Origin of the sequence: Rhodoligotrophos defluvii, from assembly GCF_005281615.1 — a bacterium.
Lineage (GTDB): Bacteria > Pseudomonadota > Alphaproteobacteria > Rhizobiales > Im1 > Rhodoligotrophos > Rhodoligotrophos defluvii.
This window is the reverse complement of the sequence record NZ_SZZM01000001.1, coordinates 415,021-428,127: the sequence shown is the minus strand read 5'-3', so window position 1 is coordinate 428,127 and position 13,107 is coordinate 415,021. Positions and strand designations below refer to the sequence as shown.

14 protein-coding genes and 2 pseudogenes are annotated in these 13,107 nt (G+C 59.4%); 12 read left to right on the top strand and 4 right to left on the bottom strand.

Features of this window, described 5'->3' with window-relative positions; genetic code table 11:
• Positions 1–42: 42 nt before the first annotated feature.
• Positions 43–180 (bottom strand): annotated as a pseudogene (locus E4P09_RS26400) (LysR family transcriptional regulator); the annotation flags it as partial.
• Between the two features lie 100 nt (positions 181–280).
• Between E4P09_RS26400 and E4P09_RS01950 the strand changes: the two are divergent.
• The 9 genes from E4P09_RS01950 (at position 281) to E4P09_RS01910 (ending at position 4,591) form a co-directional block, all read left to right on the top strand.
• Positions 281–520, top strand: a complete 240-nt coding sequence (locus tag E4P09_RS01950) for a YdcH family protein (RefSeq protein ID WP_161601057.1) — start codon at positions 281–283, stop codon at positions 518–520.
• A 10-nt stretch (positions 521–530) separates the two neighbouring features.
• The gene (locus E4P09_RS01945; RefSeq protein WP_090597685.1) at positions 531–818 is read left to right on the top strand and encodes a hypothetical protein; all 288 of its coding nucleotides are present in this window, start codon (positions 531–533) and stop codon (positions 816–818) included.
• Between the two features lie 139 nt (positions 819–957).
• On the top strand, positions 958–1,965 hold the full coding sequence (locus tag E4P09_RS01940) for a TerC family protein (RefSeq protein WP_090597686.1): 1,008 nt from the start codon (positions 958–960) through the stop codon (positions 1,963–1,965).
• Between the two features lie 99 nt (positions 1,966–2,064).
• Positions 2,065–2,379 (top strand): hypothetical protein, encoded by a 315-nt coding sequence (locus tag E4P09_RS01935; protein ID WP_090597687.1) that lies wholly within the window; start codon positions 2,065–2,067, stop codon positions 2,377–2,379.
• Positions 2,380–2,469: 90 nt separating this feature from the next.
• Entirely contained in the window at positions 2,470–2,718 is a 249-nt protein-coding gene (locus E4P09_RS01930) for a hypothetical protein (protein WP_090597688.1), read from the top strand.
• Between the two features lies 1 nt (position 2,719).
• Positions 2,720–3,427 (top strand): exopolysaccharide biosynthesis protein, encoded by a 708-nt coding sequence (locus tag E4P09_RS01925; RefSeq protein WP_090597689.1) that lies wholly within the window; start codon positions 2,720–2,722, stop codon positions 3,425–3,427.
• Positions 3,428–3,846: 419 nt separating this feature from the next.
• Positions 3,847–4,035: a hypothetical protein gene (locus E4P09_RS01920; RefSeq protein WP_137387897.1), complete on the top strand. Its 189-nt coding sequence runs from the start codon at positions 3,847–3,849 to the stop codon at positions 4,033–4,035.
• 18 nt (positions 4,036–4,053) lie between these two features.
• Entirely contained in the window at positions 4,054–4,428 is a 375-nt protein-coding gene (locus E4P09_RS01915) for an EAL domain-containing protein (protein WP_090597691.1), read from the top strand.
• Positions 4,415–4,591 (top strand): EAL domain-containing protein, encoded by a 177-nt coding sequence (locus tag E4P09_RS01910; protein ID WP_137387896.1) that lies wholly within the window; start codon positions 4,415–4,417, stop codon positions 4,589–4,591. Before E4P09_RS01915 ends, E4P09_RS01910 begins: the two co-directional genes overlap by 14 nt.
• Positions 4,592–5,539: 948 nt before the next feature.
• Here the strand turns inward: E4P09_RS01910 and E4P09_RS01905 are convergent.
• A pseudogene (locus E4P09_RS01905) lies at positions 5,540–6,193 on the bottom strand (ArdC family protein); the annotation flags it as partial.
• Positions 6,194–6,528: 335 nt separating this feature from the next.
• Here E4P09_RS01905 and E4P09_RS01900 point away from each other — a divergent pair.
• The 3 genes from E4P09_RS01900 to E4P09_RS01890 all read left to right on the top strand — a co-directional run bounded on the left by E4P09_RS01900 (position 6,529) and on the right by E4P09_RS01890 (position 11,398).
• The gene (locus E4P09_RS01900; RefSeq protein WP_205041991.1) at positions 6,529–7,416 is read left to right on the top strand and encodes an AbiU2 domain-containing protein; all 888 of its coding nucleotides are present in this window, start codon (positions 6,529–6,531) and stop codon (positions 7,414–7,416) included.
• Between the two features lie 350 nt (positions 7,417–7,766).
• The gene (locus tag E4P09_RS01895) at positions 7,767–9,563 is read left to right on the top strand and encodes an ATP-dependent nuclease (protein ID WP_137387894.1); all 1,797 of its coding nucleotides are present in this window, start codon (positions 7,767–7,769) and stop codon (positions 9,561–9,563) included.
• Positions 9,564–9,574: 11 nt separating this feature from the next.
• Complete coding sequence (locus E4P09_RS01890) at positions 9,575–11,398, top strand: UvrD-helicase domain-containing protein (protein ID WP_137387893.1); 1,824 nt, start codon at positions 9,575–9,577, stop codon at positions 11,396–11,398.
• A 63-nt stretch (positions 11,399–11,461) separates the two neighbouring features.
• On the opposite strand, the gene E4P09_RS01885 is transcribed toward E4P09_RS01890, so the two are convergent.
• The gene (locus E4P09_RS01885; RefSeq protein ID WP_137387892.1) at positions 11,462–12,325 is read right to left on the bottom strand and encodes a CBASS oligonucleotide cyclase; all 864 of its coding nucleotides are present in this window, start codon (positions 12,323–12,325) and stop codon (positions 11,462–11,464) included.
• Between the two features lie 8 nt (positions 12,326–12,333).
• A complete protein-coding gene (locus E4P09_RS01880; RefSeq protein ID WP_137387891.1) occupies positions 12,334–13,104 on the bottom strand; it encodes a hypothetical protein in 771 nt (256 codons plus the stop codon).
• Positions 13,105–13,107: the final 3 nt, after the last annotated feature.

Sequence of the window (13,107 nt, the reverse complement as noted above, 5' to 3'; positions counted from 1 at the left end):
CAGGACCGCTGCCGAGGTCCGCTCGAAGAGCTGGATGCCGAGATTTTCTTCGACGATCCCAATTTGAACGGACAGCGTGGGTTGCGAGACATGGCAGCGCTTGGCGGCCTTGCCGAAATGACCGCATTCGGCAAGGGCGACGACATATTCGAGCTGGCGCAGGGTTGGTCGGAACGGCATGGCTGATAGTTGACGACTATCATGACGATTTCAACAATCAATTGGCGCAATCGCAAAGGCATACCCAAATCAGCCTCGTGGTCAACACGGAGGTATGAACATGGACCCGTTCCTGAACTCGCTGCGCAATCGTCGCGCACAAATCCAGGCCCGTATCGAGCATGAACAGGCGCGTCCCGCGCCCGACAGCCTGAGGCTCTACGGGTTAAAGAAGCTCAAGCTGCGGTTTCGCGAGCAGATCGAATATCTGGAGCGGCTCAACCGGGAAGGGCAGGCGACAGTCATCCCAGTGATCCGCCGCAGGTCCTTCACGCCAACGATGGCGCGGCCGCGGGCGTGAGGGCGCATCCATGCACCTTCAACCGCGCCAAGCGGCAAAGCTCAACCGTGTCGTCGGCTACGGCGGCGTTGCCCTGATCGTCGCATGGTCGCTGCTCGCGCTTGCTGCCTATGCCGCCGTCGAGGCGGCGGTCGGCTGGATGGCCGGCATGGGCGCTGCCGATGGCCTGATCGCCTGGTTCGCACAGATCGCCGCGCCGCTTGACGGACCGCTGATCGCGATCGTGTGGCTTGTCGGCGTCGCGATCCTGGGCGTTGTGACCGTCCTGATCCGCCGTTTGACTTCGGCCGCAACCTAGCTGGTCTACCGCCGCCGATCCTGCGGGATCGGCGGCGGACATGTTGATTGCCCCAGTCCGGGCCCCTCTGGCGAGAGATGCCGGTCCTCTCGCGATGTCGGACATTTTTTCACCGTGGACGACCGGCTGGAGAGTTCACGTGGAATTTGCATTTCTGTTCGCCGACTGGCTCGGCAAGCCGGTCTGGATGTGGCTCGGCTTCATCTCGATTGTTATCGCGCTTCTGGTCTTCGACCTCGGCGTCCTTCACCGTGACAATCACGAGATCGAGGTGCGCGAAAGCCTGATCCTGTCGTCGATGTACATCACCCTCGGTCTGGCCTTCGGCGGCTTTGTCTGGTGGCAGCTCGGCGCGGAATCCGGTATGAACTATGTGACGGGTTTCGTGGTCGAAAAGACGCTGGCGCTCGACAACGTTTTCGTCATCGCGCTGATTTTCTCCTTTTTCGCGGTTCCGCGCAAATACCAGCACCGCGTGCTTTTCTGGGGCATCCTCGGCGTCATCGTCCTGCGCGCCATCATGATCGGCCTCGGCGCGACGCTCGTCTCGCAGTTCTCCTGGGTGCTCTACATCTTCGCCGCGTTCCTGGTGATCACCGGCATCAAGATGCTGTGGATCGGCGACAAGGAGCCCGAGATCGGCAATAACCCCATCGTCGGCTTCCTGCGGCGCCGCTTCAACGTGACCGACGAACACCACGGCCAGGATTTCTTCGTCAAGAAGCCCGATCCGAAAACTGGCAAGCTCGTCTGGTTCATGACGCCGCTTTTCATGGCGCTGGTGATGGTCGAGATCGCCGACGTGATCTTCGCCGTGGATTCGGTACCGGCGATCTTCGCTATCACGACGGACCCATTCATCGTCTACACGTCGAACATCTTCGCCATTCTCGGCCTGCGCGCGCTCTACTTCGCGCTCGCTGCGATGATCCACCGGTTCCAATACCTAAAGCCGGCGCTCGCGATCGTGCTGATCTTCATCGGGTCGAAGATCTTCGTCGCTGACCTGCTCGGTCTCGAGAAGTTCCCCGCCGCGCTCTCGCTTGGCATCACCTTCGCTATCATCGCGTCGGGCGTGGTCTGGAGCCTGGTAAAGACGCGGTCTCAGCCGCCGCATATCGGGCCGGAAGAATTGCCGCGCCCCTAAGGCTCGGCCCTGGCGCTGGACAGCAAGTCCATCGCCAGGGCTGCCAGATGGCGCACTTGGAATTGAGCTCGACATGTTCGGACGCAAGGAGTTGAAACAATGCACGACATGCTGGTCGCCCTGATCACCTTTCTTCTTCTCGAGCCGCTGCAGCAGGACATCGCAAGGTCGCTTGCCGACACCAGCGCCCCGCAGGAGGTAGTGGCCTCGCTCGTCGCCTGTGTAACCGAGCAAGGAGCGCAGATCGTCAACCGTGCTTTGGACGATCTGTGGTGGGCGTCATCAAGCGCATTCGGCGTCTGGATCGGTTTTGCCGACCCGGTCACGCTGCTTACCGAGGCTGCACCGGAATGCGTGGCAGCCATCGACGCCGCCCGGCCGTTTCTTGAGCCACTAGAAGGCGCCAGTGGGTAAGCGCAGAGCGACAACGGGAGGGCCGCAGTTCGTTCACTGGCTTGCGGCCGCGATGACGCTAGGGACGTTCATAAAACGAGCAGCCGACACATGCATAACCTCTCCACCATACTCGATCTTTCCATCGTCGGCTTTGCGATGGCATCCGCCTGGCTCTGGTGGGCATCCGGCCGTCACCGGGTCAGGCGGATCACGCGGCGCGAGGAACTGAGCGCCGCGGACATCAATCGGTTGGTCGTCGCGTTAAACCGGTCACAGATGCTCAATACGCGCGCGGCATTCACGACGGCCTGTGCTGGCGCACTTGCAGCAATCCGGCTGGCCTTGGACCTTGCATAAGATGCCGGAAGAACAGCGTGAGGCTAGACACATGCCCCGACTTGCCATCACTCAGAAACGAGGATCAGATCGTCGCGTGCTGGCTGTTGACGAGGACGCTGTACCGCCCACCGCGTCGGAAGTAATCGACGATCTGCTGGCGGCCTGCAAAGATCGGGATCGCATCGCGATCGGTGATGTGGTCGACCGACTCGGTGCGGCCGGGTTCCCGATGCTGGTTCTGGTCCTCGTGCTGCCAGCGCTCATTCCGATCCCGGGGCCATACGGCATGGTGTTCGGCACGGCGGTTGCAGTCCTTGCCATTCAGATGATCATTGGCCGTCGCAAGCCGTGGCTGCCCGCCGTGCTCACTCGGCGGTCTGTCTCAACCAGAGTGCTGACAAACGCCGGCAAGCGAGCGCGCGGCTGGCTGGTTGCGATCGAATACCTGCACGCGCCGGGCCGCTTCAAGTGGCTTGCCGGACGTCAGGCCGGCCGCGTCGCGGGTTTGATGATCCTGCCTCTCTCCATCATGATCGGGTTGCCGATACCTTTCGGCAACGTGCCGCCCGTCGCCGCCATCGCCATGATCGCGTTCGCCTTGATCTTGCGGGATGGGCTTGCACTTATTCTCGCGTTTGTCGCGGCCATTCTGGCAGCAGCGTGGGTCGCTTTCGTGTTCTGGTTCGGAGGCGAACTTCTCAACCGGATCTGGCCGCTGTTTGGCTGATCGCGAGCAATCGTTCTTGCCGACAGGGCGAGCGGCGTTAAAGCTCCATGGACAGGACGTTTCAACAAGAAGTCGAATCCGCGCTGGAGAGCCTCGCAACCGACCGCAATGGGTTGGCACGCCGGTTGGGATTGGCCGTAGGATCGCTCAGAGCCTGAGAAAATCGCGGCGCGCCGCCCTATGCCCGACTTGTACTCGCCGCTCTGGTGGCCGGGCTTGATCTGGCGGAAATCCTCGCCTGCGAGCGTCGATCCAACCGCCGGTCGTCCAACGTCAACTAGCTCCAAATATCGATCCGCCTGCTCGGCAACATCTCTGCGGCTAGGCGGTCAGGGCGGATCGATATGCCATCCACTACATCGACCTCGACAGGTTCAAGTTCGTCAACGATCCGCTCGGCCATCCGGCGGGGCCCCGCTGTGCGACTGGTCGGCGCCCGCCTTATAAAGCTGTGCGCGGACGAGGGCCTTGTTGCGCGCTTCGACGGCGACGAATTCGTCGGAATGCAAGCGGAGTTCGACAAAATGTCGCCGGAAAGCATGGCGCGCCGCCTCGTCGACCTCTTGTCGCGGACGTACATCATCGAAGGGCGTTCGGTGAATGTCTGAGCCAGCCTCGGCGTGGCCATGGGCGACGCGGGCTCGGATGTTTCCGAAACATCTCGAACGCCGATCTGGCGCTCTATGCGGCCAAACGGGGCGGCCGCAGCTGTCATCGATTTTTTCGATCCATGCATGAAAGACGCGGTGGAGGCGCGCCGGGGCTTGGAAAGCGCCTTGCGCGCCGCGCTGGCGCTTGAGGTGTTCAGTCTTGTCTACCAACCGCAGGTCGACCTTGCGACCGCAACCGTGACGGGCTTCGAAGCTCTGCTTCGGTGGACCCGTTCGGACCGAACGGCGGTGACCCCGGCCAGTTTCATAACGTTGGCCGAGGCAATAGGCCGGATGCCGGCGATCGGCGAATGGGTGCTGCGAACGGCGACGCGCGATGCAGCATCCTAGAACGGAACGCTGTCCGGTCTCGGTCAATATCCCGCCCCTGCAGTTCAAAGATGCAAAGCTTGCCGAAACGGTCCTGTCGGCCGTCGCTTCGTCCGGCCTCGCGCCGTCGCGGCTCGATCTGGAGATCACCGAAGGCACGCTCCTCGACAACTGCCGCCATTAGCGTGAATGACCGCTTCTGGGCGCAGGCAAAGCTGGCATCTACGACCGACATGGGGGCGCTTTGCTGCCGTCCACACAGACCGACCTGAACGTCCGCTTTCAGGCGCAGGCAAAGTCTGCCCGAACGTCTGGCATGGTGGCGCATTGCGGTCAAAGTACAGTAGCCTGCTGAACGGCCGCTTTCCCGGCTTGGGCGCCCAGAAGCGGTCGGGCAGCTTGCCACCCCAAATCAGCCGGTTTGTTTCGACGCCAATCCGGCCGACGGTAGGCGCTCAGAAACTTCTTCCATATGGAATACCTGATCGCCCTCACCGCTGACAGGGAACACTGATACAGAGTGCTCCGCCCTAGCCTTCCGATATTCGTGGGGTGTTGCCACGGTATGAATATACAATGGGCCTTGACTTTAACCAGTCCTGGTGTGGACTGTTACCACGTAAGAAAGTGCGTACAGGCTGATTTTCTTAAATGAAAAAAGGAGAGTATTCATGGCACTCAAACCAGGTCCAAAGCCGATAGCGAAATCCACCGGGAAGCTGGATCAGCGCCGCCGTGATAACAAAGGCACACCAGGGAATACACCAGCCCTCAAACCTAGCAAATCTAGCAAATAGAGCACACCAAAAAAGGGCTCTCGCTGATTTGCACTTCTAGCCCGGCATTTGATTGGACCTGTGCGACAGACCGCGCGGAGCTGCGTGCCTGTCGGATGTTGGACGTCAGCTTTTTCGCATTCCCTGCCGAAGCCGGTCAGTCCGGGAACAGGACCAAATTCGCCAATCGCACTGTGTCTGCTTTCTCGCTGGCTGATCAACAAGCTGTCAGTCCGCTTTCCACCCCATACTCGCCTTCTTCAAAGCGCTCTGATTATGCCGAACTGCCGCATGGCCGACAGCAGACGCAGCAGCCGCCGAACTCGGCCATGCGGCATAATCCAGCTTACGGCATAATGTCCCATCTCGTGCAGGGCCGTCCGGTGCCAATTTATCGGCTCGAAATACGCCTGCGGCGGCGGCACCTGCACATAGTCATGTGCCGGGACGTAGAAGGCGCGGTTGCCGCCGATGCGGAAATCGATCCCGATCGCTTCGATCAGCGTCTCGACCCTCGGCTCGATCATGCCGGGCGGCGGTGGCGGGGCCTCGACGGCGATGTCGTCCGGCAGGCCCTCACATTGCTCGGCATTGAACACGGTGAAGCGCTTCAGGAACGGAATGCTCGCAGCCTCGTCCCCCGTCTCGCGAGCGCGGCGCTTCTCGTTTTCGGGCGTGAAGCGATCGGCATAGACGACGGTGGTGCCGCGCTCGCCCTTGCGGACATTGCCGCCGAGCGACAACGCCTGGCGGAACGTGAGCCAATGCTGTGTGGGGTAGCCGTGCTGCACCACGGCGCCCCAGAGGATCAGGACATTGATCCCGGAGTATTGCCGGGACGTTGCGGCGTTCTTCGGCATGGCGAGCGGCGCCTTCGCCGCCGCCGTCCCCCAGGGCTGGACCCAGGGAAGCCGCCCTTCCTCCAGCTCGGCGATGATCTTGTCGGTGATGTCGTCATAAAGGTTCGTGCGCGTGCCGCTCTTGCGGGCCGCGCGATGTTCTCTGGCCATCGGGATGATCTCCGCGACGGGCGCCGGAAGACTCTCCTCCGACCTTTCAATCCCGTCACGGAAAACCCGTCCGCACTCTAACTCTCGGGGGCGTTGCGGGGACCGCCCCGCAGAAGGGGGTGTGTCGGCAACGCCAGTGCCGGCCAGGGGGAAGGCTTCCCCCAACAGGGTCGTTGCATGCACTCCCACACTGTCTCATCTGGCCAGCGATTGCAGGATTGGAGGCCGCTCACCAGCCGGAGGTTGAAATCTCCAGCCTTTGCGGTCCTGGCTATACGGTGGTTGGCATTCGGGTATGGTGAATCAAGCAGGAACGTTGGTGGGGTGAAGGAAAAGTGACGACTTATGACCAACGGATAGCCATCTGGCGAGATGCGTTCCAGGACGAAACCACGGGCATCCACAGGACCATTCAGGATCTTCTCTGGAACTATGCCGCCTTTCGGACGGCTGTTCGAATCGTTCGTCTCGCAAATGAGAAAAGAGGCGCGCGGCCTCCACTCAACCAGATGATCTTCAACCTCGTTTCGGAGGGGTACTGGTCAAGCTTGCTTCTAGGCACACGCCGACTTCTGGATAAAGGTCCAATAAGCGGTCCCAAGGGCGTCTACTCGATCCGCTCTGTCGTTCGCGATGTGGAAGCAAGCCGTGGCTGGCTCAATCGGAGAGTATATATCGAAAGAGTACTTAACGCACAGTACGATCTTGCTCCTCTGCTGCAGGAACAGCGCGAGAATCTCGTCGCGGCCAAGGGGCGCCCAGTGTGGGGCAATCCCGAGCTTATGAAGACGGAGGCAGCGCATCGGTATTTCGATGTACTGAGCTGTGTTTCGCCGTCACAGCGCAGCCCGAGCGATCTGATTTCGCCCACAATTTTCACGAAGATCGAAGCGCGTCTTACGGCTCTTGATCGCATCTCCGAGCATGTCAGCTCTCATGTGGCTCACGCCGGTAACAAGCGAAGCCGACAAAACAAGGAGCTTGACAACTTCGACATTCGCGATGCGCAGAAAACACTTAAGCAATTGAAGGAAATTGCCGACCTCACTGGAGTTTGGTTTGCAAATGAAGGCGGCGCGGGCCTCGCTACGTACATCGGCGACCAATTCGACGGGCTCGATCATGCGGTCATAGGCAGCGCCGACTTAACCGACCTTGCCGAACAATGGCGAATGATCGACCATGAGATCGCAGGCTGGGTGATTGGGCCAGAGGACCTGTAACGGCGGGCGTTTCCGGCAAATTTTCAGTTAGCTTTACATGCTGCCTGCCAGTACGGCGATTTTATCAGAATTCCGCGTCATCCCCCTTATCGCGTCGATATATCGATCGCACACACATATCGCTCTCTGGCACCCTTGCGGGCGGCCATATGGATGGGGTGTTGGCACCCCTGATGGAACTCGTTCCCGACCGTGGGGGCCGCGGAAAAATTACTTCGCACTCTCCAATGCTTGCGAGATCGCGCGACGGATCGCCAACTGAGCCTCGCTCTTTTGAGATTTGGTGGTTAGTCTTTAAAGATGTGCGCCAATGCTATGGACGAGTTTGTCCATGTGGGGGGAGGCAAACGGTGAAAATCTATTCCGTCACCATCGAGAATTTCCGGGGCATCCGCTCGACTACAATCGTGTTGCCCGATCATGCCGTGCTCATCGGCGACAATAATACAGGGAAATCGTCGGTAATCGAGGCGATCGACCTGGTTCTGGGGCCGGATCGGCTAAATCGTCGTCCTCCCGTAGACGAGCATGATTTCTGGCAGGGCCGCTATGTTGTGCCCCCGCCCGAAGGCGAGAATGCAGCGCCAGAAGAAGGCCCGAAAATCAGGATTGATGTCACCGTCGTTCATCTTTCTATCGAGCAGCAGGCGCGGTTCGGCGGGCATATCGAGTGGCTGAACGTCGAGACCGGCGACCTCTATACCGAGGCCAATCCGTCCGGCGTCGATGCTGCCGCAATCGTCGCAGCGTTGCGGGTAACGTTCATCGGCGAATATGACGTCGATGAGGACGATTTCAACGGCAACACCTATTACACGCGCAGCCTCGCCGAGGACGATCCGCCGACGACCTTCTCCAAGAAGGACAAGCAGCATTGTGGGTTCCTCTATCTGCGCTCGCTGAGAACCGCATCGCGCGCGCTAAGCCTGGAGCACGGCAGCCTGCTCGATATTATCCTGCGTCTGAAGGAAATCCGGCCGCAGATGTGGGAAGCGACCATCGCGACGCTGGCGGAATTCGACGTGGCGAGTGACCCGGCGCTGGGGATTTCCGGCGTGCTGGAAAGCATCAATACGTCTCTGAAGAAATATGTCCCGCAGGAATGGGGCGCGAAGCCGCACCTCAAAGTATCCGGCCTCACCCGAGAGCATCTGCGTAAGGTCGTGACTGCTTTCATAGCTACGGGAAATGGCGACCATGCGGCGCCGTTCTACCGACAGGGTACCGGCACCATCAATATGTTGGTGCTGGCGATGCTTTCGCAAATCGCCGAGGACAAGCAGAACGTGATCTTCGCCATGGAGGAGGTTGAGACCGCGATCCCACCCTATGCGCAGAAGCGCATCGTGCATGAACTGCGCAAGCTCTCTGCGCAGTCGATTGTGACCTCCCACTCGCCCTATGTGCTGGAGGAGTTTGGGCTGGACGAAACCGTCATTCTGGCGCGCTCCAACGATGGCATTTTGAGCCAGGCAAAGATCGCTTTGCCCGACAGCGTGAAGCATAAGCGCTATCGGCAGGAGTTTCGCACGCGTTTCTGTGAAGGGCTGCTTGCTCGGCGGGTGCTGATCGCAGAAGGCGCGACTGAGGCGACCGCCTTTCCGGCAACAGCACGTCGGCTGGCAGAGTTGAACCCGGCAACCTACGCGTCGCTGGAGGCTTTGGGTCTGTGCGTCATCGACGCCGGCAGCGAAAGCCAGATTGCCGATCTGGCATTGCTTTACAGAGGTCTGGGCAAGCGGACCTTCGCGGTTTGCGACAAACAGACCGACGCCGCCAAGATGGCTATCGAGGCTCAGGTCGAGCATCTTTTCATGCACGAGGAAAAGGGCATTGAGGATCTGGTGCTCAACAACACAACGGCGGCCGCGCTGGAGCGGTTCGCAGAGGGGTTAGATTGGCCGCCGCATCTGCTCGCGCAGTTTCCCGACCCGAAAGAGCAGGCCGTAGCCGCGCTCAAGGCATATTTCGGCTGGTCCAAGGGAAATTGGGGAATTGCGGAGTTTCTTGCCCAGTGCGCTGAGGCGGAGATTCCGCAATGGCTGCGCGATGCCTGCATCGAACTGCGCAAGCGTTGCGATCCCCCGCCGGCCAAGCCGGAAACAGGTACCGGCGACGCCGACCTGTTCGCCGATATTTTCGGCTAGAGCGCCCCGCCATGGTCGAACTGACGAAAGCGCAGCAGGATGTACTTGCAACGGACGGCTATCAGCTCGTCACCGGCGGCCCCGGATCGGGAAAGACTACAGTTTCCATCCTCAAGGCCGCGAAGATCGCTCGCCAATCCCTGCGGCAAGAGCAACGCATCCTCTTTCTCAGTTTCGCCCGCGCGACAGTATCACGCGTACTGGAGGCGATGGATGAGGAAAGCCAGATTTCTCGGGATGAAAAGCGGCGCATTGAGGTGGACACTTATCATGCGTTCTTCTGGCGCATCCTCAAAACGCACGGTTACCTCGTCGGCTTTCCTCGAAGGATGACGATCCTGACGCCACCGAACGAGGCCATCGCCTTGTCGGCGGTGCGGAGCGGCTACAAGGGCGACTCCAAGCTCTCCGATGAAGAAAAGGCGGAGAAGAAAAAACGCGAGCAGGCCGAGCGGATCCGTTTGGCGACGGAGGAAGGCCAGGTCTGTTTCGATCTCTTCGCCGACCGGGTTGCGACCTTATTGCATGGCTCGGCGAAGGTCCGGGCACTGATTTCGACCATGTATCCGTACATCATTCTCGACGAGTTTCAGGATACCAGCGCGGACCAGTGGCGCGTGGTCCAAGCGCTCGGCATGTCCAGCACGCTGATCGCGCTGGCTGATCCTGAGCAGCGGATATTCGACTTCATCGGCGCTGATCCTGAGCGACTCGATCATTTTCGCGCCGCGTTTCATCCTTCGGAGCATGACTTGGCCGGGGACAATCACCGCAGCATAGGCACCGAAATCGCATTGTTCGGCAATGATGTGCTGACCGGGAAATTCCGGCAGAGCAAGTACAACGGCATCGCGTTTCAGGGGTTCAAATCGAACCAGAATCAAGCCTTCGCCAGCTTGGTCGGTCAGTTGCTCCAGGCCCGCAAGCGGCTGATCGACAGCGGCAAACCTGACTGGTCGCTTGCGATTCTCGTACCCACGAAGAAGATGACCCGCTTGGTGTCAGATGTGTTGCGCGAACCGTTTGGGCAGGTTTCGCCCATCGGGCATACGGCGGCCGTCGATATGGACGGGCCAATTCTCGCGGCGGAAATTATCGCCTTCCTGCTGCAACAGGGCCGCGATGCCGGTCATTTCGACGAATTCGTAGAACTTCTTTGTAGTTACTACCACGGTAGGGGCGGTGCCGCACCGACAAGGGGCGACCTGACAGAAGCGGCACGACTCAAGGCGGCGCTCGAGAAGCGGAACCAGTGCTTGGCAGCGGGCAAGGCACCCCCCGGAAATTCTGTGCTGAATGCGACCGTAGTGACTTATGCAGATGCCCTTGATGTCGTCCTGACCGGAGACCCTGACCGCGATTGGGCTGCGGTCCGCGCAGCGTTGGACGGCGGCAGTTGCAAGCGACTACGGGCAGTCGCTAGGGACGTCCGCAACGTGCGCTTGCTCGAACGCGGCACCCAACTTCGACAGGGCCTGACCCAGAATTGGCGTGACACCGGCGGGTATCGCAATGCCCTTGCCGTCACGCGACAATCCTTTGTGCAGGAGCATTTCGCCACGGCACATAAACCGGAATCCGGCGTGGTGGTGATGAACATGCACAAAGCCAAGGGAAAACAGTTCGACGAAGTCATCATCTTCGAGGGGTGGCCGAGACGTGCAAAAGGCAAGGTCGTGGCCAACTTTGACCGGATCGCGCGCGAGAATATTGCTGCCGGACCGATGGTGCAGGCTCGACAGAATTTTCGCGTCAGCGTTACGCGTGCGAAGCTACGCACCACGATTCTCACGCCGGAGGATGATCCGTGTGTGTTGCTCACGGCGTCGGGTTAGCGCGGTGATGGCATCCAAATCTATTCAGGAGGGGCGTTACGTTGGTCTCCGAGCGTCGTCGCCTCATCCATACGCGGGGAAATAGTCGCCAAAAATCGACCGCCACTCGTCGATCGCCAACTTTACATATCCCTGCTTCGCGTAGTTTTCCGCAGTAAGGGCCTTCCGATATGCCTGATCTAGAGCGGCGATCATCCCGTCGGCGTCGGACTTGGCAAGATGGGAAGCGACGTCGTCGCTGTAGCCGGCAGGATCGGCTATCTTCTTCCAGACCTTGTCCCTCATTTTGTCGAATACCCATCGAGCACCACTCGGATAGTCGGTGATGGTGATGTCCTTCAGAACATGGCGCACTAGAACCTCCAGATGAAAGGAGCGGAAGCGAACTACCTTGGCGCGGTTCCAGCACTTCAGCATCTTGATCAGTGGCACCAGTGATCCGTTGTGAGCCTTGTTGGACGCAGACCACAAGTCGACGTGCTTCTTCGGATTCGTGGAAATCCATCTTGTCAGGTTCGCGTCCGGAATAAGAAATCCACCACCAGTTCGATAAAATCCCGGAACGACATCGACCTTGAAATCTGTAAAGGTGATGGCCACCGCTTGGCCGTCCGGCTTTATCTTTGGTGTCGTAGGATACCTCTTCCTGAGTGTCTTCATTACAGAAGACAGCAGTGCATGCTGGTTCCGGTCCGCGTGGTATTTCGGATCGAGTACGATGAAGACGTCGATGTCTGCCGTCGTGAGGGGGGCGATCATCGTGTTCCGGCGATAGGATCCGGTCAGAAAGGATTCGAGGATTTCGAAGTCTTCGGTGACCGCGTCTCGCACGTTCTGCTGACGGGTGGATGTAGTGCTCTCCTGAAGAGTTGTGATTTCAAGGTTGGTTCTGAATTGGCGAAAAGCTTCAGATATGGTTGTGACCATCGCTCGCCTCAGATCCCGAGACGACCGCGAATCTGCTCCCATTCCTCCGTCAGGCGCACATTGTGCTTGTGAAACACCCTAGATGAGAGAAGGATCGCGGCCGTGGACTTGGTTGTCTCATAGAACGAGAACAAATCAATCGCCTGCGATTGAGCTGCAGGTCGTGAGAAGGCCTGCTTGCCCGTGAACAGCCGGTTTAGATTGTCGAAAACCTGCTCGCTGCGGATACGGAGCCATTCCATCCGGAGCCACCGCGCGATAATATCCTCGCTGAAGACAGCCTGCGCCGCGACAGCGAGAACTTCGAGGTTCGTGGAACGATTCAATACGGCGACAAGGTAGATGGCGAGGTAGCCGATGGTCTTCGTTCGCTGTCCGACGAGCATCTTCCGAACGATCTCGCGCGTGAAGTACGCGCTTTCCATGACCGACGCTGCGAGGCGTTTCAACGGGTTTGTCTGGTCGTTATTGTAGTAGCCGACGGTCTCTTCATGCGTCAGCGCCACGCTGTAACTGTTCGACAGCAAATCCTGTCGGCGTTTGTCCTCGGCGCGAGGAAATAGATAGAGCTTCTGGATCTGCCCCTGAAAAAAGAACAGCAGCACGCAAATGATGAAGAGGATCTGTAGGATGTCGTAGGCAAGCGGATAGGCCGCTTTGTCGACGAAGAGCGCCGCAATCGAGAGGATCGAGACCACCCAGAATAGTGCGGCTCCGAAAGCTTCTGCCTGCTCAAGCGGCTTGTAATAGTTGTCCCCTACCGTATCTACCTTGGGCATTGA